17 protein-coding genes are annotated in these 20743 nt (G+C 53.0%); 8 read left to right on the top strand and 9 right to left on the bottom strand.

What is annotated here, in order from left to right:
* Positions 1-112 precede the first annotated feature (112 nt).
* Positions 113-1327 (top strand): acyltransferase family protein, encoded by a 1215-nt coding sequence (locus tag AC1DUO_RS10140; RefSeq protein ID WP_477987213.1) that lies wholly within the window; start codon positions 113-115, stop codon positions 1325-1327.
* Between the two features lie 162 nt (positions 1328-1489).
* Here AC1DUO_RS10140 and AC1DUO_RS10145 read toward each other — a convergent pair whose 3' ends face one another.
* Positions 1490-2377: a LysR family transcriptional regulator gene (locus tag AC1DUO_RS10145; protein ID WP_037034802.1), complete on the bottom strand. Its 888-nt coding sequence runs from the start codon at positions 2375-2377 to the stop codon at positions 1490-1492.
* Between the two features lie 467 nt (positions 2378-2844).
* On the opposite strand from AC1DUO_RS10145, the gene AC1DUO_RS10150 reads away from it, so the two are divergent.
* The 4 genes from AC1DUO_RS10150 to AC1DUO_RS10165 are packed head-to-tail and all read left to right on the top strand — an operon-like array spanning position 2845 to position 7851.
* Complete coding sequence (locus AC1DUO_RS10150; protein ID WP_121019418.1) at positions 2845-4272, top strand: bifunctional 2-methylcitrate dehydratase/aconitate hydratase; 1428 nt, start codon at positions 2845-2847, stop codon at positions 4270-4272.
* Between the two features lie 48 nt (positions 4273-4320).
* The gene (locus tag AC1DUO_RS10155) at positions 4321-5463 is read left to right on the top strand and encodes a hypothetical protein (RefSeq protein WP_477987216.1); all 1143 of its coding nucleotides are present in this window, start codon (positions 4321-4323) and stop codon (positions 5461-5463) included.
* A gap of 53 nt (positions 5464-5516) precedes the next feature.
* Positions 5517-6440: an aminoglycoside phosphotransferase family protein gene (locus AC1DUO_RS10160; RefSeq protein WP_223509396.1), complete on the top strand. Its 924-nt coding sequence runs from the start codon at positions 5517-5519 to the stop codon at positions 6438-6440.
* A gap of 28 nt (positions 6441-6468) precedes the next feature.
* The gene (locus AC1DUO_RS10165) at positions 6469-7851 is read left to right on the top strand and encodes a DHA2 family efflux MFS transporter permease subunit (protein ID WP_013575196.1); all 1383 of its coding nucleotides are present in this window, start codon (positions 6469-6471) and stop codon (positions 7849-7851) included.
* A 79-nt stretch (positions 7852-7930) separates the two neighbouring features.
* Here the strand turns inward: AC1DUO_RS10165 and AC1DUO_RS10170 are convergent, their stop codons facing one another.
* The 3 genes from AC1DUO_RS10170 to AC1DUO_RS10180 are packed head-to-tail and all read right to left on the bottom strand — an operon-like array spanning position 7931 to position 11077.
* The gene (locus tag AC1DUO_RS10170; protein ID WP_013575197.1) at positions 7931-8848 is read right to left on the bottom strand and encodes an HlyD family secretion protein; all 918 of its coding nucleotides are present in this window, start codon (positions 8846-8848) and stop codon (positions 7931-7933) included.
* Positions 8845-9060: a DUF1656 domain-containing protein gene (locus AC1DUO_RS10175; protein ID WP_013575198.1), complete on the bottom strand. Its 216-nt coding sequence runs from the start codon at positions 9058-9060 to the stop codon at positions 8845-8847. The genes AC1DUO_RS10170 and AC1DUO_RS10175 overlap by 4 nt, the downstream gene beginning before the upstream one ends.
* Positions 9050-11077 carry an FUSC family protein gene (locus AC1DUO_RS10180; protein ID WP_166860178.1) on the bottom strand — a complete coding sequence of 676 codons (2028 nt, stop codon included), beginning with the start codon at positions 11075-11077 and terminating at the stop codon, positions 9050-9052. Before AC1DUO_RS10180 ends, AC1DUO_RS10175 begins: the two co-directional genes overlap by 11 nt.
* Positions 11078-11202: 125 nt before the next feature.
* On the opposite strand from AC1DUO_RS10180, the gene AC1DUO_RS10185 reads away from it, so the two are divergent.
* The 3 genes from AC1DUO_RS10185 to katG all read left to right on the top strand — a co-directional run bounded on the left by AC1DUO_RS10185 (position 11203) and on the right by katG (position 15710).
* Entirely contained in the window at positions 11203-11988 is a 786-nt protein-coding gene (locus tag AC1DUO_RS10185) for an AraC family transcriptional regulator (RefSeq protein ID WP_013575200.1), read from the top strand.
* A gap of 223 nt (positions 11989-12211) precedes the next feature.
* Positions 12212-13237, top strand: a complete 1026-nt coding sequence (locus AC1DUO_RS10190; RefSeq protein ID WP_013575201.1) for an LLM class flavin-dependent oxidoreductase — start codon at positions 12212-12214, stop codon at positions 13235-13237.
* A 262-nt stretch (positions 13238-13499) separates the two neighbouring features.
* Positions 13500-15710, top strand: coding sequence for a catalase/peroxidase HPI (katG, locus tag AC1DUO_RS10195; RefSeq protein ID WP_254305169.1), 2211 nt, complete (start codon positions 13500-13502; stop codon positions 15708-15710).
* Positions 15711-15770: 60 nt separating this feature from the next.
* Here katG and AC1DUO_RS10200 read toward each other — a convergent pair whose 3' ends face one another.
* The 5 genes from AC1DUO_RS10200 to AC1DUO_RS10220 form a co-directional block, all read right to left on the bottom strand.
* A complete protein-coding gene (locus tag AC1DUO_RS10200) occupies positions 15771-17171 on the bottom strand; it encodes an FAD-binding oxidoreductase (protein WP_013575203.1) in 1401 nt (466 codons plus the stop codon).
* 26 nt (positions 17172-17197) lie between these two features.
* Positions 17198-18013 carry an ABC transporter permease gene (locus tag AC1DUO_RS10205; RefSeq protein ID WP_013575204.1) on the bottom strand — a complete coding sequence of 272 codons (816 nt, stop codon included), beginning with the start codon at positions 18011-18013 and terminating at the stop codon, positions 17198-17200.
* A gap of 4 nt (positions 18014-18017) precedes the next feature.
* Entirely contained in the window at positions 18018-18845 is an 828-nt protein-coding gene (locus AC1DUO_RS10210; RefSeq protein WP_013575205.1) for an ABC transporter ATP-binding protein, read from the bottom strand.
* Positions 18842-19756: an ABC transporter substrate-binding protein gene (locus AC1DUO_RS10215; RefSeq protein WP_477987245.1), complete on the bottom strand. Its 915-nt coding sequence runs from the start codon at positions 19754-19756 to the stop codon at positions 18842-18844. The genes AC1DUO_RS10210 and AC1DUO_RS10215 overlap by 4 nt, the downstream gene beginning before the upstream one ends.
* A gap of 82 nt (positions 19757-19838) precedes the next feature.
* Positions 19839-20720, bottom strand: a complete 882-nt coding sequence (locus AC1DUO_RS10220) for a creatininase family protein (protein WP_013575207.1) — start codon at positions 20718-20720, stop codon at positions 19839-19841.
* Positions 20721-20743 lie beyond the last annotated feature (23 nt).

Raw genomic sequence — 20743 nt, forward strand, 5'->3', positions numbered from 1 at the left:
GGTCAGGCTCTGCTTAAGTTGCTTTGCCGCTATTTATTTTTGCTGTGTAACATTGTCGCTATGCTACTGAATAAATCTTCCGGTATAAAATACTATCCTCAGGGGGAACACCATGAATCCTGCAATAAACAGAGAAATAAGTATTGATGCTATTCATGCTGACGCCATTGAAATGGCGGGGAGTCAGCCAATAACAACCGGGAAATTACCCCCGCAGATCAAACTTCCATCGCTTACCGGAAGCAGATTCTGGGCGGCTTTATTAGTTTTTTTATTTCATTCATCGCTACCCAGCGATCTCGCTCCCTTTTCAGATCCAACCATACAGCACATTTTCACCGTTATTGTGGGTAAAGCGGGCTGGCTCGGCGTTTCATATTTCTTCATACTCAGTGGATTCATTATGGTGTGGTCTGCGAGAGATAATGACACCGTGGGAGATTTTTACCTGCGACGTTTTGCAAAGATTTACCCTACGCATTGTCTGACCTGGGCTATAGCATTCATTATTGGTGCCATGAGTATCTATCAATATAAACTTTGGTCATCAAACCTTCTGTTATTGAATACCTGGGTTGATGATGTTCACTATTTTTTCGTCGGTAACAGACCCAGTTGGTCTCTTTGTATAGAAGCGATGTTTTATCTTTCTTTCCCCTTTCTTTTCAGAGTAATGAAGACAATACCTGAAAAATTCGATTTAGCCGGATTAATAATAGTAACGGCGGCATCCTTATTGGTTCAAACATATATTTACCTCTGGGTTGAGCCGGACAAGATGATGGGGGCGTTTCCGATCTCGCAGCAACACTTTTGGGTTTCGTATATTTTTCCCCCATCACGCATATTTGAATTCCTTGCCGGTATGTTTGCAGCCCGGCTGCTGATGAACGGACGAATGCTCGTGCTGACGAAAACGGCGTCGTTTACCCTGCTTGCAGCAACTTACATCGGTTCCATGTATATCCCTTACCAGTTCAGTATGAGCGTGGTTTTCATCATCCCGGTGTGTTTATTAATCGTTTCGATTGCGGGTGATGATTTAAAATACCGAAACACTCTGTTAAACAGTAAAACATCGGTGTGGTTAAGAGAAATATCCTATTCCTTCTATATGGTTCATTTCTTAGTGCTCTTTTATTTTTTGAATCTTACGGCAGGAAGAAAGTTTAGCTTACCGGAGGGAATTGCGCTTATCGCCGTCGCGTTGGTTTTATCCGTCTCATTTGCCTCTTTTTTATATAAGTACTTTGAAGTGCCCGTGATGAAATTAATACTGGAGAAGTGCAGAGCGAAAGCCTTAGTGGCTCTGCGTAAACCTTCATAACGGATAACGGAGTATTGATCATCTTGTCGTCAGAATACGACGAACGGGGGAGGGCAGGCTTATGGGATGGGAGGGCATACGGCAGATGTATGCTCTCCCATTTGTATTTGAGATGAGGGAATTTCACTAACATGGGGAGTGTACGTGTTGGTTACGAATGCCCTAATAACCGATATTGTGCAGCCGGGGATCCTGAAAAAGTGAGGTCATTATGCCTCTGAATTTAGTGCTATCCAGATAAGGTGAATCTGTACGATAAACAAGCTCTATTTTGAAGTCATTGAACTGGCCACTGAGTTCATGAATTTTTATCTTATTTTGTACCTCGCCGCTGATAGAACAACGTAAAACTAACGACACGCCTTTGCCGGCAGCGATGCTGGAGAACAGTACGGGATAGGAACCACATTCTACCACCCGCTTAGGCGTGATATGCCCTTCATTAAAAAGAACATTATAATTGCGGGTAGTGGTTGCACATTTTTTGCTGCTGAGTAAAAAAACTTCGCCATCCAGACTGGAAATGTCTTTAATGGTGGGGTAATTTTTCTCTGTAATAATAACCAGTTCGCTGGAGAGTAATATGGAGCGCGCATGTTGCGTGTTTGAAAAACCTGCACCGATTATTACCGCATCAAATTCGTTTTGGTCGAAGGCATTAAGCAAGCTTATGGTGTTCCCAATCGAAATATCGATATTCCAGCCCAAATCATGACCTAAATCGATCAGTGAACTGACAATATAGGGGGGTAGACATTCGATTATGCCAATACGCATATTCAGCTGGCTATTTTTGGAGTGGGAAATGTTGTTTTTACAATCATCCGCAAGATTCAATATTTTAAGTGCGTAGTCATAAAGTATCTGGCCTTGCGCAGTCAGTGAGCACCCATCGGTTTTTCGATCTAACAGGGTGACATCCAGATTATCCTCCAGGCTCCTGATTCGGTGGGAAATACTCGATTGCACGCGATTCAGACGCTCGGCTGCCTGGGTTATGTTCCCTGTCTCCACGACTGTCACGAACGCAAGAAGTTCACTTAGCTTCATTTGAGACCTCATGCTAAAAATTAGTTCACCGTCACAACAATTATTTATATTCTGTATTAGTGAGTTTGTCACTATGTTTTAAAATCTCCGCTCCGGGCTACCACTGCGGGCACTGCGTGGCCACATCAGGGTGCGTGTCATTATTATTACCTTTCCGGCAGACATTAATTCTGAATTACGAATTTCAACAACAGACTGTGCTTATTTTCACGCTCTGTAACTCATGCTCATTTCCCTGAACTTTCCGTCCTCCTCAACAGGCATTTTGTCAGGGCATCAATACTTTCGATGAATGCCTCGATTTTATTCGCTGGTCTTTTATTGCCATGCCCATTACGATTTTATGAGTGATGGAGAGTATTCTCATATAAATCAACGCGTTGTCTATTTCTATTATCTGGATATATATATTACCGGATCTCAATTACGTGTATTTCGACAATTCATTTTTGTTTATGGGGTGAAATATGGCGCATGCAGAGTTTGATGAGGTAATGGTTGAGCTGGTTGACTACGCCTATGAGCGGACAACCTTTGATAATGAGACTTTACGCCTGGCGCGTTATTGTCTGCTGGATTCGATAGGTTGCGCAATTGCCGCCTCTGCCGATCACGACTGTCTGAAACTAATGGGCAGCGCTCAGTTCAGCAAGAGCCAGGCGGGTGTCCCGGTTGTCGGTACCGGACTCAGACTGGGACCGATCGAGGCGGCCTTTCATATCGGTTCGATGATCCGCTGGCTGGAGTTCAATGACACCTGGCTTGCGCAGGAGTGGGGGCACCCGTCCGATAATCTGGGGGCCATCCTGGCTGCCGCAACCTGGCATAGCCTGACTGACGGTAATCAGCCGCCCGCTGATATGACAGCCGTCCTGAATACGATGATTCGTGCTTATGAGATCCACGGCGTGCTGTGTCTGTCGAACTGTTTTAATGCGCTGGGGATTGACCATGTGGTGTTGGTGAAAGTGGCTTCTGCCATCGCCTCGGCTCAACTCCTCGGCTTGTCAAAAGACCAGGCACTGAGTGCACTGTCCAACGCTATTATCGACGGTCACTCTCTCCGAACCTACCGGCATGCGCCAAATGCCGGTACCCGTAAGTCATGGGCCGCCGGAGACGCCACGGCGCGTGGCCTGCAACTGGCGCTGTTCGCGCAAACCGGTGAAATGGGTTATCCCAGCGCGCTGACGGTCAGCCGGTGGGGATTCAATGATGCTGTTTTGCGGGGCAAACCCTTCAATCTGTCGCGCAACCTGTCAGATTTTGTCATTAAGAACATCTTGTTCAAGGTTCCCAATCCCGCTGAGTACCACGCCCAGACTGCTGTAGAAGCGGCCATTAACCTTCGGGAACGGATACTGGCAGCCGGGTTTACGCCTGAGAGCATCGAGTATGTGCGGGTAGAAACAACCCGACCGGCGATTCAGATTATTGATAAATCAGGACCGCTGAATAACTCCGCCGATCGCGATCACTGTCTCCAGTACATGGTTGCCGTGGGGCTGCAGACCGGAAATCTGACGATTAAAGATTTCCACGAACCGCTCGCCAGTGATCCTCAACTGGATGCACTGCGATTGAAAATCACCTGCACTGAACGCCCTTCCTTTACAGAGAACTACTACGACCCTGACAAGCGCGCCATTCCCAATGCGCTCTATCTGAAGTGTCATGGCATGACTGAAGAGATCTCTGAAACCATTGAATATCCGCTCGGCCATGTTCGTCGCCGTGAAGAGTGTTTCGGGGCGCTGCTGACGAAATTCCATCTGAATCTTTCAGACAGCCCGCTGCGTGACCGCGCCCATATTCTGGCCGAAACCCTGATTTCGGAATCGAAGCTTGATGCCATGTCCGTCACTGATTTGCTGAAAATGTTCTCCTGGGACTAGGCCGCATTTAACACACTTACCTATATTCATTTAGCGCGAGGTGATGAAGTGAAAAAAGCCATATTAGTGGGTTGCGGAGCGGAGATCGGCGCGAATTTGCTGATTCAGAATGATCCGGCGAAGGATGGTTTTGTTATTCAAACCGTCGTCACGAATCCTCCTTCTTTAGATAAACATTATCCTGAACTGCGTCCGATAGATGGCATCGTAGCCCGTCTGGCGATGGCGCATCCCGGCATCCAGTCTCACACCGACATTATCGATCATGACACCCTGCGGATCGACGGTCGTGAGGTTCACTTTTTCTTTGGCGATCTTGCCAAAGATCTTCCTCCGCAGACAGGTCGCTTCGACATTGGCTTTATCGCAACCAGCAAGCTGGATATGGACAAAAACAGCCCTGTCGCCCGCAACATGCAAGAACTCGCCGACGTGGTGCTGGGCGTTGCAGAGGCCAACGAACTGCCGAGTATCTATGGCTGTCTGGAAGATCTGACCCGCGATGATATCGACACGATACAACGCCAGGTGGTCGGTTCGGGCATGTATTGCCTCGGCTCCTGCCAGACCAATGGCATGCATGCCTCACTGCGCGTACTCACCGAGGCGCTCAGATCTATCCAATGCAACGCCTCGCATATTGTGTCGGTTGAAACCGATATCGTGCATCCGGATACGCCTAACGGTGTACTCGGCACCCGATCATTCGAGGGACGCCTGCAGGATGCGCGCGACAATCTCCGTCCGAGCTTCTCACAAATTGCCATGAGTCAGGACAAGGTGATGCCCTGGGCACCGTTAGTGAATACCGTCTCATTACGCGCGCCTGTGCATGCACCCGGCTATCAGATTAACCGTTTCATCGTTAAGGATGGCGGTGCGTTAACCCCCGGTCTCATTGAGGCGGCGATTGAGCGGGTGAGCGGGACGCATCCTCATGTTGTGAAAGCATCGCGGTCACCGTTAGGAAGCCGTGCATATGCCTTCGAGCGCCGGTGTTCAACCATTCTTTCCGATCAGAATCACTTGCTCATTCTCCGGCCAGCCTATCTGGCCAGTCAGAATTTGAGTGAGGTCATCATCCAGTCGTTTGTTAACAACACCGTCGGCTACAGCGCTGTGGTACGTGCTGTAGCGCGCAGCCTCGCGCTTGGCCTGCCAGTGGCAACTTTCCAGGGGATTGAAAAATGACAAGCTCACATACTGTAGATTTTTTGAGTTCAGGCTTCGTTGTGAAGACGGCCATGTCCGAAATGTTCAATGGCAAACTGAAAGCCGAAGTCGATCAGATCCGGGCATTGCACGATATTTATCCGGAACTGATGGTGCCGGTCTTGCACGACGGGCTGGCAGCCGGGCGGCAATTTTATATTCTCGAGAAGATGGATTCCCTTCCGCTGTCCAGGATCGTCTTTGACGAACAACGGTCGCTGGCTGAGCGCAGGATGATCGTCAGAAACGCACTGGAAAATGTACAGAAAGCGATCAGCCTGGAATCAGAAACCTCGTCGGCAATAACCCACGAGATGCCCGCCAGATTACAGGAAGAGTGGGAAGGCACGCGCTTCGCTCATGAGCTGTTTGATAAACCTATTCTGCTTAACGGGGTGCGTTTCAGTACCACGGCCCGGGAAGTCTATGAAAGAGCGCTGGAGCTGGCCCGGACTGAAGAGTTCAGATCGGTAGAAAAAGCCCATTTCAATTTTCACTTCGGCAATGTGCTCTATAACGAGGAGCATGCTCAGACACGTTTCATTGACCCTGACTTTTCCGTCCGCGGGCTGGATCCGCTTTTCGGCTTCTCGCGGTTTGCTTTTTCGTTCTGGCATGAGCTTGCGGCAGAGGTAAAGGATGCAGTCAAAATGGTCCCGATGGCGGATGCACTGATGTTCGTGCTGGCGAAGCCGGACTACGGCAGCATTCTTAGCGAGATCCCTGAGTTAGGCGGTATTTCCGGCCTGCTGCCGCTGATGGGGGAAAGTATGCGCAACCGGTTCTATGTCCTCACCACCTACTGTTTCCTGAGGAGTATCCGCATCAACGGCAGTAAACAGCCCTGGAAAGCGCCGCGCTCTCCCGTTGTTGCCAGCCCGGAAGAAGTGCTGATGCTGGGCCTGCTGGCCTACCTCGAAGGACCGGTTGCTGAGGCTGAAAGCCTCTGTGCGTAATTTCAATTCAATATAGGATGATAAGGATATGTCGCTGGTAAGCAGTAGTCCCTTAGAACAAGGATTTGAGGCGCCAAGGCGCTATCTGGCGGCTGCCGCCATTTTGATTGGCGTGGTTATGGCGGCGCTGGACAGTTCCATCGTCAATATTTCCTTGCCCTCTATTGCGGAGGCTTTACGGGTAGATTCAGCCTCTGTCATCTGGGTGACCAACGCCTATCAGGTTGCCAGCGCTGCAACGATGTTGATCTGTGCATCGCTGGGTTCGAGGATAGGGGAGCGGCGCTTCTACACCGCTGGCATGGTGCTGTTTACGCTGGCATCGCTGGGCTGTAGCCTCTCCCCGACCTTCGGCATGCTGGTTGCCATGCGTATACTTCAGGGGGTGAGCTATGCGGTCATGATCAGCGTCGGGCTGGGTCTGTACAGGGTTATCTTTCCGCCGCATACGTTGGGCACCATTTTAGGGCTGAACGCGCTGGCTTTTGCGGTGGGGACGGCCATCGGCCCGGCGTTAGGCGGCCTGATCATCTCTTATCTGGACTGGCCATGGTTGTTCTATATCAATCTCCCGCTGGGTGCACTTGCCATTGTCTTCTCCCTGATCTCCCTGGGCGTCGATACTGAGAAGGAAAAAGGCTTCGACTGGGGAGGTGCGGTGACCTCAGCCGTCGCTTTAGGGCTGATGGTCATCGCTGTGGATCAGATCGGGCGCTGGGATAGCCGCATACTCATGCTTTGCGGCGTCGCCTCGGTGCTGCTGCTGGCCATCTTTGTCAGCGTGCAGACGCGCTCAAAAAGCCCGTTGTTGCCGCTCGATATATTCCGTTCAAGGCGGTATACCTTTGCGGTGATCTCTTCTGTCTCAATGTTTGTGGCACAGGGGATGGCACTGGTGGGGTTGCCCTTTGTACTGCAGCATGCCTATCACTATTCGGTGCTGGAATCGGCGTTCATCTTTACACCGTGGCCGGTTGCCGTTGCAATCTGCGCTCCGGTGGCGGGCAGGCTGTCCAATCGTTTAAATCCTACCCAGATATCGACAGCCGGCGTGGTGATTTTCTCTCTGGGTTTAGGATCTCTGGCTCTGTTGCCGCAAGCGGCGACGGTGAATGATTTTCTCTGGCGCGTGGCGGTTTGCGGGATTGGCTATGGACTGTTCCTGCCGCCGAATAATAAAGAGATGTTCTCGAATGTGGCACCGAACCGAACGGTCACGGCCTCGGGGGTATTGTCAACCGCCAGGACAGCAGGGCAATCCATTGGTGCGGCGCTGGTCGCGATGGTTATTGCACTGTTGAACGGACTGACGGGGCAGGCGGGGGCACAGTTCGCCGTCTATGTCTTCGGGCTGGCCTGTCTTATCTCTGCGCTATCTTCTGTCTCAAGTATGCTGCGCCTGCACCGGTAACAGAGGTTATGCGTTATGCCCGCCGCAGGATAAATGCCATCCTGCGGCGGCTTTTCTGACGAATGGGTTATTCAGCCATTCACCGGTCAGATGACAAAAAATCCGCATACCCTGCTTTAGTGTCCGCGCTCTTTGACGCGTTAATGGCGATGCTGGCAGTCATGCCCGCCACTAATTCGACCCCGTTGGGCAGATGATCAATATGGATGCGTACCGGAATACGCTGAGCGAGTCGCACCCAGCTAAACGTGGACTCTACATCCGGCAGGCCCTGGCTACCGGGTGCGTCATTGCTATCATCTATCCCGCGACCAATGCTTTCTACRTGGCCTGTCAGCGCTGGTGCATATCCCATCAGCACGATTTTTGCCGTGCTACCGACATGAATACGCTGCATTTTCGTTTCCTCAAAATAACCCACTACCCAGAAACTGCTGGCATCAATAATGGCAACTTTTGTCTCCCCCGCGTTGGCATAATCGCCGGGACGCAGTCTCAGATGCGTGACATAGCCGTCTGCCGGAGAATGAATTGTCGCGCGGGAAAGATTGAGTTTTGCCAGTTCCAGCGCGGCCAGCGCCCCCTGATATTCCGCCGCCGCAACGCCCGCCGCACTGCTGGTATTTTGTATATCTTCTTTAGAGATTACTCCGCTAATCTGACTGCGACGTCTGGCAGCATCCTGACGCATTTGCATTTCATTTCGCTTCGCATCAACCTCAGCCTGAGCGCTGAGCACCGCCAGTTTCAACCATTGCGGATCGATTGAATAAAGAATATCTCCGCGATTAACCCATTGGTTATCCATCACGGCAACGCGGTTTACCGGCCCGGAAACATCTGGCGTGATTTGCACCACATCTGCCCGTACCCGACCGTCACGCGTCCAGGGCGTCTGTGCATAATGTTTCCACAGCATGAAGGCAATAATGGCTGCCACCATGACGGCGCTTAGTGTAAATATATAGCGGCCTAACAGCGAAAAAAATGGTTTCATACTGATAATCCTGACGCGTCCAGCCCCTGCATTAACAAGGCAAAGATAATAATAAAAGTCGTGAAATCAATGAGCGGCCGGCAGGGTAAACGCCGATAGAATCTGCTAAAAGATAAAAAGGGCGTGATTAAAATCGTGCCGGAAAATGCCATCAAAGCCATGACTAATAAGCCAGGCAAAAAGACGCCACCGATATTAATGTCAGTAATCATGTGACTGTTCCTTATCCCTCTCTTTTAATGCACAGTTTTTTAACGCACAGTGCAGATCAATAATATGCTCAATAAGAGCGTGCGGTTGTTGATGTGAAACCGGCGGGTTAATGGCGAGTATCAGGCTAATACGTTTCTGTAATTCACCGGGCTGCGCACCGCGGGCCAGCAGGTTGAGAAGTGTATTTACCTGTAATGCGGTTTCTCCCTCCAGCTTATTCAGTGAGCGTTTTAAATAAGTCACTGCAAGTCCAATATTTAAATAATGCAGCAGGCTATTAAGCACCGAGTCCGCCGTCTGGTTACTGCGCGGGAGCCGGGGCAGGATCAGTGCAGTTCGATCTATCATCAGATTTACCCAGGCCACATCATTCATGGATGAGAGACCCTTTGCGCGATATCTGATGTCACGGCGACATCGGTGCAGCAGACGACGGATAGCAGAATCCGCCTGTACGGTCTGTAATAAACCCATACTGACCACGGCATAGCCGGTTGCGGCAAATAACGCGACCGCCGTGTTGATGGCAGTGGCAAAGTCACCACTGTAGCGTGCCCCTAATTCAGACAAGATGGGCAGTGTCAGCGTGATGCCCATGGCCATGAACGTGGTGGGCGGTCTGGCCTGCAGAGATCCGGCCAGCAAATAAGCAGGCGCAAGTACCGCAACCAGCACACTAAATTCGGTCACCTGGGGAAGAAGGATGAAGCTATAAATCAGGCTGATAATCACGCCATAGACGGAGCCTGCAATATATTTAACGATATGAGGAACCGGCGTGTCGAAACTGCCAAATAATGTGCAGCAGACGCCGAGAATCGATACCGCTGTGGCGCCATCGGGCCACGCGGAGTAAATCCACAGCAGACAGCCACTGAAGATGATGGCAAACGCCCCCAGCGCAGCACGCGCAGCCGTAAAATGATCCCGGTGATAAACGTAACCTTTTGCCTCTTCGGCTCCATCAATCATATGCTCAGGTTTGGCCAAAAGGAGGGCATGAGAAAGCTGTTCGCATTGCTGCAAAAGCATGATTGTCTCTTCCAGCCGTTTGACAAAATTAACGCGCAGCGCTTCTTTAAAATTTAATTCGTCAGCGGATGACCGGTGTCGCAACGCCACACAACGTCGCCGCAGCCTTTCAGCACCGGCCTTACGCGCGGTTGAATCCTCACAGGCGAGCCAGTCTGTGACCTCACTGACCAGCGTCGCAATGCTGTCCGGTAAGAGGTTTAATTCGTGCAGATAATCATGTAACTGGTTACTCACAACCAAGAGCCGCGACAATCTGTCATGTATTAACTGACGTGCTTTACGTGATGATTTTGATATCGCGAAGTCATAGGGCAGATGATGACCAAACCCGTCAAGGGACTGTAACGTCAGCGCAAGCTGAAGCTGCTTTTCTTTCTCGCCGGCTTCTCTTTTTAACGTGTCAATCACCATCTGGCGGGCATCACGCTGTGTTACCGCGAGCTTGCTGTTGAAAAGACCCGTAATGCGTTTGGGTATGACATAGCGGTGGATAAAGCTGGCACACAGGATCCCGATCATGATCTCCTGTACCCGGGTGATGGCGATGTCAAAAATTGCGCCGGGTTCGAACACCGCAGGAAAACCAATAAGACTTGCCGTGTAGCCCGCCAGAACAAAAGCATAGGCGCGGGGGGTACGGTCAAGCTGCGAAAAATAAAGGCAAAGTGTTATCCAGCCGGTCAGTACCAGACTGCAAATTATCGGTGTGTTGACAAAATTGGGCACAATCACCACCGTCATCGCCGCGCCTGTTATCGTGCCCGTCAGGCGATAAACGCTTCGACTCAGTGAGGCTCCGACGGATGTCTGCGAAACGATATAGACAGTAATAATTGACCAGGAAGGCCTGTCCAGACCGACAGACAAAGCGATGTAATAGGCCAGCATGGCAGCGGTAAACGTCTTGGCTGAATATAACAACGCATTCGCATCGTTAAGAAGCAAGGAGGAGGGGAATGCCCTGCGTAAAGAGTTGAACATGAGAGTAATGGCCCCTGGCAAGCGATGGTGGCAAAAGAGTCATTTGCGCATACCGGCAATTATTGCCAGATTACTCAGGGGTGGAAATACTCTATACTGCCAGAAAATACCTGAATCCGGCCAATATGACGCTTTCCCGCGACGTTATTTCACTTTTTGATCCCGACTCCACCGGCTGTGCGGCTGTGGCGCGCCACATTGATTTCACCGAGTACGAAGCGGAAGTTCCCGTTCACACCCATCGAAAGGGACAGTTCATCCTTGCCCTGTATGGTGCGGTAACCTGTCGGGCTGAGAATGACATATGGATTGTGCCGCCTCACTGCGGCGTATGGATCCCCGGAGGAACTCCCCATAGTGCGAGAGCCACCTGGAATGCGCATCTCAGCTATTTATTTGTTGAGCCGGGAGCCGCCGCACTACCAGAACAATGCTGCACATTTGCTGTTTCTCCCCTTATTCGCGAACTGATTAGTCGTCTGGTCGGGGAAGATGCGCATTACCCGCCGGACAGCCATGCGGCACGGCTGGCACGGGTCACGCTTGATGAACTGGTGAATATGCCGCAGCAGAATTTTAATTTGCCGGTCTCAGAAAATCCCAAAATACGAGAGATGGCCGATGCGCTGGTCAGCCATCCGCAAGACCGCAGTACATTGCGTGAGTGGGCAAAACGCCTGGCATTAAGTGAACGTTCCCTTGCACGACTTATGGTGCGCGAAACAGGACTTTCATTCGGACGCTGGCGTCAGCAACTGCATTTGATTATTGCGCTACGGGGGCTTGCCAGCGGCCAGTCCGTACAAAATGTGGCGAATGAATTAGGCTATGAGTCAGTCAATGCTTTCATCACCATGTTTAAGAAGTCTGTCGGCTGCACGCCTGCGCTCTATTTTAGTGAAAGAAAATAAGCCTGATACGGCCCGCGGACGATGACCTTCAATGCGCCGTGGCGAGGCATCTGCTGCCAGAACCCGCAAAATCCCCCGTTGTTAATCAAATAAACTGAATCAGTATGTTAAACAAATGATATTTATTCTCATCCTGAGTCGCGTAAAGTAAACCCATCACTAAGCCCTGTTCCGCATGACAGAGACAGGGCACCGGTTTACGGATTATGAGGATGAAGACGCTATGAAAAAGATTGGATTTTTATCATTCGGGCACTGGACGCCATCCCCCCAGTCGGGCACGCGCTCGGCGGCTGATGCCTTATTGCAATCTATCGATCTGGCTGTCGCAGCCGAAGAACTGGGGGCCGATGGTGCTTATTTCCGGGTGCATCATTTTGCGCGCCAGCTTGCGTCGCCTTTCCCGTTGCTGGCAGCCATCGGCGCGAAAACCCGCAAGATTGAGATCGGTACCGGCGTTATCGATATGCGCTATGAAAATCCGTTGTATATGGCGGAAAGCGCCAGCGCTGCGGATCTGATTTCCGGGGGGCGTTTACAGCTCGGTATCAGCCGTGGTTCGCCTGAGCAGGTCATCGACGGCTGGCGCTATTTTGGTTATCAGCCGGAAGAAGGCGAAACGGAAGCCGATATGGCGCGCCGTCATACAGAGAAACTGCTTGATGTCCTGCGCGGCGAAGGTTTTGCGAAACCTAATCCGCAACCGATGTTTGCGAATCCGCCGGGTTTGTTACGCCCTGAACCCTATTCTGCCGGGCTGCGTGAACGTATCTGGTGGGGCGCGGGCTCGAATGCTACCGCCGTCTGGGCGGCGAAACTGGGCATGAACCTGCAAAGCTCCACGCTGAAAGATGATGAAACCGGCGAGGCGTTCCATATTCAGCAGGCGCAGCAAATTCGCGCTTACCGTCAGGCCTGGGCTGAGGCGGGGCATGAGCGTACACCGCGTGTGTCCGTCAGCCGCAGTATTTTCGCCCTGATGGATGACCGCGACCGCGCGTATTTTGGCGGCAGCGGCGATGATGGCGACAAAGTCGGCTTCCTCGATGAGAAAACCCGGGCGATTTTCGGCCGCAGCTATGCGGCGACACCGGACAGATTGATCAAATTGCTGAAGCAGGATGAAGCGATCGCCGAAGCCGACACCTTATTGCTGACCGTTCCGAATCAGCTCGGCGTCGATTACAACGTGCATGTGATTGAGTCAATCCTCAAATATGTCGCCCCTGAAATGGGCTGGCGTGAATAATCGCTGAAGAAAGTTTCAGAAACCCAAAGCCCGCATGAGGAAACTCAGGCGGGCTTTTTGCATTTTGAGACGCTGACAGAGAAACCTCTGTCAGTCAGGGGCTATTCTATAATCAGAGCGGGTGGCATTTTGGTGATAAAACCCGCAAAAATCGCGTATAAGTCCTAAGGCAAAATCTATCAAATACATAGGGTGATTCAGATGTGACTGGTTTCAATCCGCGTATAGAGTAGCAATGAGACTACATAACAGGAGTGTGAGCATGAGCAGTTCTATTGATGAAGAAGCAAACGACGCAAAGCCAATTGTTGAAGCAGACAGAGAAGCCGGTGCCGGTAAATGTCCTTTCCATGAAGGAAACTCAAATAAAGCCTCTGGCGGCGGGACAACTAACCGTGACTGGTGGCCTAACCAGCTCAGGGTTGACCTGCTGAATCAGCACTCAAATCGCTCAAACCCGTTGGGCGAATCCTTTGATTATCGTAAAGAATTTGCCAAATTAGATTACTCCGCACTGAAAGCCGACCTCAAAGGGGTGCTCACTGCGTCGCAGCCCTGGTGGCCGGCGGACTGGGGCAGCTACATCGGTCTGTTCATCCGTCTGGCATGGCACAGCGCCGGGACGTATCGCTCCGTCGACGGACGCGGCGGTTCCGGTCGCGGCCAGCAGCGCTTCGCCCCGTTAAACTCCTGGCCGGACAACGTCAGTCTGGATAAAGCGCGCCGTCTGTTGTGGCCGGTGAAACAAAAATACGGTCAGAAAATTTCCTGGGCCGATCTGTATATTCTGGCGGGTAACGTCGCACTGGAAAACTCCGGTTTCCGCACCTTTGGTTTTGGTGCCGGGCGTGAAGACGTCTGGGAACCGGATCTGGACATTAACTGGGGTGATGAAACCACCTGGCTGGAACACCGCCATCCTGAAGAGCTGGCCAAATCTCCGCTGGGCGCAACGGAAATGGGGCTGATTTACGTCAACCCGGAAGGGCCGAATCACAGTGGTGATCCGGCGTCGGCTGCGCCGGCCATTCGTGCCACGTTCGGTAATATGGGCATGAATGATGAAGAGATCGTCGCGTTGATTGCCGGTGGTCACACGCTGGGTAAAACACACGGCGCAGGTCCGGCCGATAATGTGGGTGTTGACCCGGAAACCGCACCGATTGAATCACAAGGCCTGGGCTGGAAAAGCAGTCACGGAACCGGTGTCGGCGCGGATGCCATCACCTCCGGCCTGGAAGTGATCTGGTCGCAAACCCCGACGCAGTGGAGCAATTACTTCTTCGAGAACCTGTTCAAATACGAGTGGGTGCAGACCCGCAGCCCGGCAGGGGCGATTCAGTTCGAAGCCGCTGATGCGCCGGACATTATTCCTGATCCGTTCGATACCTCAAAAAAACGCAAACCGACCATGCTGGTGACCGATCTGACGCTGCGTTTTGATCCGGAATTCGAGAAAATTTCCCGTCGTTTCCACGGTGATCCGCAGGCCTTCAACGAAGCTTTTGCCCGTGCATGGTACAAACTGACCCACCGCGATATGGGGCCGAAAGCCCGTTACATCGGACCGGAAGTGCCAAAGGAAGACTTAATCTGGCAGGATCCGTTGCCGGTGCCGGTGTATCACCCGACGGCTGGCGATATCGCGCAACTGAAAGAGAAAATTGCCGCTTCCGGCCTGAGCGTCAGTGAACTGGTCTCGGTGGCGTGGGCGTCAGCGTCGACCTTCCGTGGCGGTGACAAACGCGGCGGTGCGAACGGTGCGCGTCTGGCGCTGCGTCCGCAAAGAGACTGGGAAGTGAATGCCATTGCAGCCCGCGCACTGCCTGCTCTGGAAGCTATCCAGCAGTCATTCCAGAAGGTGTCTCTGGCGGATGTGATCGTTTTAGCCGGTTCGGTTGGTATTGAAAAGGCGGCGAAAGCGGCTCATATCGACATCGAAGTGCCTTTCACGCCGGGTCGGGTGGATGCGCGTCAGGATCAGACGGATATTGAGTCGTTCGAACTGCTTAAGCCAAAAGCGGATGGTTTCCGTAACTACCGTGGCGAAACGGCCAATACATCGACTGAAAATCTTCTGATCGACAAGGCTCAGCAACTGACCCTGACCGTGCCGGAATTAACGGTGCTGGTCGGCGGATTACGTGCGCTGGGGGCTAACTACGACGGCAGTAATCTGGGCGTGTTCTCGGAAAAAACCGGTGAGCTGAACACGGATTTCTTCGCGAATCTGCTGGATATGCGTACCGAATGGAAACCTGTTGATGGCTCCGGTGAGCGTTTTGAAGGTCGTGATCGCGTCAGCGGAGAAGTCAGATTCGCCGCCACGCGTGCCGATCTGGTGTTTGGCTCGAATGCCATATTACGTGCCAACGCGGAGGTTTACGCCAGCAGTGACGCCAAAGAGAAGTTCGTGAAAGACTTTGTCGCCGCCTGGACTAAAGTGATGAATCTGGACAGATTCGAGCTTTGATCTGAACTGATCGTTTGAAAGCCAAAAGCCCGCTTAAATTTTATTAAGCGGGCTTTTTTTTCAGTCACGCAATAAAAGAGGATTGTTATCTAATTCCAGGGTGTCGCGTACCTCCCAGCCCCTGAGCTTGCCGGGGTTAAGTAACCCGTCGGGATCAAGACACTTTTTAACCGAAACGACGTCAGGTTTAATTTCTCCCTGTTTACCCTCTTCAATGCGATAAACATGCGGGTTATTTATTTTCACGTCATTATCACGGAAGATTTTCATTATTTCGTTCAGTCTTTCTTCGGTGGAATAACGCACAAGTTGTAAACCGCTGGCGGTGATATTGCCGTCATTGTCACGCAGGAACTCAATATGCGAAATCACCTCGTCGCCGAACAAAGCCGCCATATCGATGATCTGCTGGCGATAATTCGTATAATTAAACGCCGTCTGTAAATAGGTCAGGGTGCTGTCAATTTTCAGCGCGTGCAGCGTGGTGTGGTTCCAGCAATATTCCATCAGCGACGCATTAGCCTCACGCGCCGCGTCGGCAGACTGACGCACTGCGCTGTGCCCGTGGTACTTTTCCAGCAGATGGGCGCAGAAACCTTCGCTTTCCTGCGCAATCACGCTGATCACCGCATGCTGGCTGGCCTGATAATGCCCGTTCAGATGACTGAAATAAGACGGGATCGGCGCGGCAAACAGCGCGAGCTGGCGTTTGACCAGCCCCGGTGAACGGGCAACGGCGTTGGCATAATCCAGTGCGTCGGTGAAGTCGTCGAACACGTCCAGCCGTTCAATCCACTGATGAACCGGTGCCAGCGCCAGTTCAACCTCAAGCACAATGCCGTTGCTGCCATACGCGTGATGCAGCAGCAATGCCTGCGGGGCGGGCACATGCAGAATGCGCGGTTCGGCTTCCATGGTCATGACTTTTACGCTGAGCACATTGCCCGGTGCGCCGAGCGGGCCGTAGTTAATGGATCCGATACCGCCAAAGCCGCCGCCGTAAAGGCCACCGAGGCTGGCGAGCCGGTAAGTGGAGGGCATGCAGCGCAGTTCCCAGCCTGCCGGACGGGTCAGGGTTTCAATCTCCGCCAGCCGGATCCCCGCCTGTGCCCGCACCACACCGTTAGCCAGTTCGCAAACCTGATTAAACCCGGTCATGTCCACCAGAATTCCGCCTTCCAGCGGCACCAGTTGGCCGTAGTTGCCGGTCGCGCCGCCGCGCAAAATCAGCGGTAACTGGTGCTGAACGCAGGCTTTCACCAGCAAAATCAGCTCTTCTTCGCTGCGCGGCCTGACCACAGCATCGGCCTGTTTGTCTTCCAGTTGCCGTTTCAGCACCGGGCTGAACCAGTGAAAATCACGGGAAAGGCGTTTAACCTTCGGCGCCTGTAAAGTCCAGTCGAGATCAGGCAGCGCCTGCTGAATCAGGGCGAGCACCTGTTGACGTTGTTCGCTGTCCATATTCTTCCTGCCAAAAATGAATGAGGTTAATGAGATTGCACGGCTTCGCTTTCATGCCAGGCGCTCAGGGCGCGCCTCGAAATCCACGACATCACACCAAACAGCGCGATACCGGTGAGTGAAATTAACAGCAGGGCGGCAAACATCAGCGGGATGTCGAGCTGATAGCCCGCCTGCAATATCTGGTAGGCCAGACCGGTGTTATTGCCGCCGGTGCCCGCCACGAATTCAGCCACCACGGCACCAATCAGCGACAGGCCACTGGAAATGCGCAGCGCGCCGAAAAAATACGGCAGCGCAGAAGGGATGCGTAAGCGGATCAGGATTTGCAGACGGCTGGCGCGGCTGAGCTGGAAATAACTCAGCAGGCCGGGCGAGACACTGCGCAACCCCTGCGTGGTGTTAGAAATGATCGGGAACACCGCCATCAGCGTCGAACACACCACCAGCGACAACGTGGTGTCTTTGACCCAGATGATGATCAGCGGCGCGATAGCGACAATCGGCGTCACTTGTAAAAACACGATGTACGGGAACAACGCGGTTTCAACAAAGCGGTTCTGCACCAGCACGAAAGCCACGACCGAACCGATGACGATAGAGAGTAAAAACGAGATCAAAGTGATTTTCAGCGTAAACAGCAGTGACATGGTCAGCGTACCGAAGTTGGTCCACAGGCTTTCCAGCATCACTACCGGCGAAGGCACCAGAAACTGGGGGATTTTGAAATAACTCACCCAGCCCTGCCACAGTAAGACCACCACAATCGCGACCACAGCCGGATACAGCACCTTGCGAAAGGTTTGGTTATTGATCCACGGAGAGGATTTTTGAGTTTGCATAGCGTTACTCCATACCCGATTGGCTGGCTTGCAGCAGGCTGTCCTGCAACTGCTTCGCATAGCGTGAAAATGCCGGACTGACGCGGAAATCGTCGTTGCGCGGGAAGGGTTCGTTAATGGCGATATCTTCCACTACCCGCCCCGGACGGGCGGCCATCATGATCACCCGCTGCGACAGAAATACCGCTTCGTGAATCGAATGCGTGACGAACACCACCGTCAGCCCCTGTTCCCGCCACAGGCGCAGCAGATCGCTGTCGAGCTTGTTGCGGGTGATTTCATCCAGCGCACCAAAAGGTTCATCCATCAGCAGCAGTTTCGGACGCGTCACCAGCCCGCGGGCAATGGAGACGCGCATCTGCATGCCGCCTGACAGTTCGCGCGGCAGGACTTTGGCAAATTTCCCCAGTCCTACCAGTTCCAGTGCTTCACTGACGCGGGTATTGGCTTCGGCTCGCGGCACGCCCGCCAGATCCAGCGGCAAACGCACGTTGTTCTGCACGTTGCTCCACGGCATCAGCGTGGCTTCCTGAAACACGAATGACAGTGGCACCTGCGCTTTTTCACGGCTGTCGCGCCGCCACAGCACCAGTTTGCCGTCGCTGGGTTCCGTCAGCCCGGCGACCATTTTTAACAGCGTACTTTTGCCACAGCCCGACGGGCCGAGCAGGGTGACGAATTCACCCTGATTGATGGTCAGATTGACCGGCAAAAGGGCGCGGGTGCCGTTGCTGTAAATTTTCTCCGCCGACAGCACTTCGATGGCAGGCACGGGCGGCGGATTGGCTGAGCGGACATCGCTCATCACGGTCAGTTTGGGGGCTGAATTCATGGCATAACCTTCGCGTCTTTGATCATGTCGAGGGTATAAGTCTGCTCAAACGGCACTTTATCCGCGTCGATCAGCTTGTTTTTCACCAGCATGTCCCAGGTCTTTTTCAGACGCGGTTCAGTGATGATGCCGATACCGCCGGTTTGTGCGTCGCCGCCGGTCACCAGCTCATACTTCTTCATCTGTGCGATGCCGAAGGCAATCTGGTCTGCCCCCATACGCGGGTTGGCCTGGGTGATAAGCTGGTTGCCCGCGGCCGGATCCTGCAAGTATTCCTTCCAGCCCTGCATCGAGGCCTTCACGAAAGCGGCCACCGCTGCCGGGCGTTTTTTAACAGTATCCGCCATGCAGATAATCGAGTTGCCATACGGCGGATAACCCCAGTCACTGAGCATGTAGACGTAGAACGGTTTGCCGCCTTTTTCGATCGAGAAAGGTTCGGAGGTGACATAACCCTGTTGCACCAGATTATTGTCTGCCAGGAACGRCTGCACGCTGAAGGTGTACGGGCGGATTTTGGCACTCCCCAGCCCCAGTTCACTTTTCGCCCACGGCCAGAAAGAGGTATATGCCTCGGTGGCCAGCAGGAAGGTTTTGTCTTTCAGTTCCTGACCTTTCTCCACTTTGTCGTGGCTGATAAACACCGTCGGCGAATGCTGGAATACCGTCGCGACGGTCACCGCATGCACGCCTGCCTGCCAGGTTTCCAGCGCCTGACCGTTGTCGCCGAGCGTACAGTCAGCCTGTCCGGCGGCCATCAGTTGCATCACATTGACCTGCGGGCCGCCCATTTTGATGCTGACATCCAGACCGGCAGTTTTGTACAACCCTTTGGCCTGCGCCTGGTAAAAACCGCCGTGCTCCGCCTGCGCGTACCAGTTGGTCAGGAAGGTAAATTTCTCTTCCGCCATGCTGGTGGTGGAAACCCCGGCCAGCAGCACGGCCAGCAGGCTGTAAGTGAAGGGACGCTGTATTTTCATCTTGAGAATTCCTTTATTCAGAGGCCAGAGAAGACGAAGGAGGAGTGAAGCTGGTTTGCACAAAGCCGTTCCAGTGGTGTTTTCCCCAGGTTGGCTCGCTGCGGGCTTTCCATTGCATGTGATGGATTTCGGTGATCGCCTGCGCCCAGCTCGCCGCCAGCGAATCGAGGATCGCGTGGCCCTGTTCAGCGGTTGCGCCGGTCGGGTCGCCAATGACGCCGCTCGGGCCAAAATCATAGGAAGCCCAGGCAGCGGCAGGGCGGCCAGATGACAGCGTCGGGCACGGGAATTCCGGCGGATAATTGGCGACGGCATGTTCGATGTGAACACATTCCGGTGCCAGCGCCAGCATTACAGCGGTTTCGCTGTGACCGGCATGCATCGCCATTTTCTGCTCCTGCGCGCTCAGGAACTGATTTTCCACGTTGGGCACGCGGAACACGTCGTGAGGGATCATGATCATGTCGCCGTGACGCAGGCGCATTTCCCGCGAAGCCATTTGCAGCACCTGCGGCTGTCCGCCGTGACCGTTAATCATCAGCAGCTTGCGGAATCCGGCGCGATACAGCGATTCGGCAATTTCTAAAATCGTCTGTAACAGCGTGTCGCCGGTTAAGGTCAGCGTGCCGGGGAAATTTAAATGTTCGTCAGATTTGCCGTAGGTGATGGGCGGAATAGCGTAAGCAGGAATAGCTTCCGGCAGCCGCGCCAGGGCATGGCCCGCCACGCCGGAGGAGATCACGCTGTCAACCGAACATGGCAGATGCGGCCCGTGCTGCTCAATCGCACCGGTCGGTAAGACGATCACGGTGTTGGCTTTGTCGGGCAGGGCGGCAATGGCCGTCCAGCTCAGAAAAGGGAGAAAACGCGCTGCGGGAATATAACCGTTAATCATGCTGTGCCTCGTGGTCGGACATT

Source organism: Rahnella sp. P4_A8 (genome assembly GCF_056402435.1).

What these genes read in the sequence shown, in the direction of transcription:
- AC1DUO_RS10140 (WP_477987213.1), top strand. Translation starts at nt 113, where the DNA reads ATGAATCCTGCAATAAACAGAGAAATAAGTATTGATGCTATTCATGCT.
- AC1DUO_RS10145 (WP_037034802.1), bottom strand. Translation starts at nt 2,377, where the DNA reads ATGAAGCTAAGTGAACTTCTTGCGTTCGTGACAGTCGTGGAGACAGGG.
- AC1DUO_RS10150 (WP_121019418.1), top strand. Translation starts at nt 2,845, where the DNA reads ATGGCGCATGCAGAGTTTGATGAGGTAATGGTTGAGCTGGTTGACTAC.
- AC1DUO_RS10160 (WP_223509396.1), top strand. Translation starts at nt 5,517, where the DNA reads ATGTCCGAAATGTTCAATGGCAAACTGAAAGCCGAAGTCGATCAGATC.
- AC1DUO_RS10165 (WP_013575196.1), top strand. Translation starts at nt 6,469, where the DNA reads ATGTCGCTGGTAAGCAGTAGTCCCTTAGAACAAGGATTTGAGGCGCCA.
- AC1DUO_RS10175 (WP_013575198.1), bottom strand. Translation starts at nt 9,060, where the DNA reads ATGATTACTGACATTAATATCGGTGGCGTCTTTTTGCCTGGCTTATTA.
- AC1DUO_RS10180 (WP_166860178.1), bottom strand. Translation starts at nt 11,077, where the DNA reads ATGTTCAACTCTTTACGCAGGGCATTCCCCTCCTCCTTGCTTCTTAAC.
- AC1DUO_RS10185 (WP_013575200.1), top strand. Translation starts at nt 11,203, where the DNA reads ATGACGCTTTCCCGCGACGTTATTTCACTTTTTGATCCCGACTCCACC.
- AC1DUO_RS10190 (WP_013575201.1), top strand. Translation starts at nt 12,212, where the DNA reads ATGAAAAAGATTGGATTTTTATCATTCGGGCACTGGACGCCATCCCCC.
- katG (WP_254305169.1), top strand. Translation starts at nt 13,500, where the DNA reads ATGAGCAGTTCTATTGATGAAGAAGCAAACGACGCAAAGCCAATTGTT.
- AC1DUO_RS10200 (WP_013575203.1), bottom strand. Translation starts at nt 17,171, where the DNA reads ATGGACAGCGAACAACGTCAACAGGTGCTCGCCCTGATTCAGCAGGCG.
- AC1DUO_RS10205 (WP_013575204.1), bottom strand. Translation starts at nt 18,013, where the DNA reads ATGCAAACTCAAAAATCCTCTCCGTGGATCAATAACCAAACCTTTCGC.
- AC1DUO_RS10210 (WP_013575205.1), bottom strand. Translation starts at nt 18,845, where the DNA reads ATGAATTCAGCCCCCAAACTGACCGTGATGAGCGATGTCCGCTCAGCC.
- AC1DUO_RS10220 (WP_013575207.1), bottom strand. Translation starts at nt 20,720, where the DNA reads ATGATTAACGGTTATATTCCCGCAGCGCGTTTTCTCCCTTTTCTGAGC.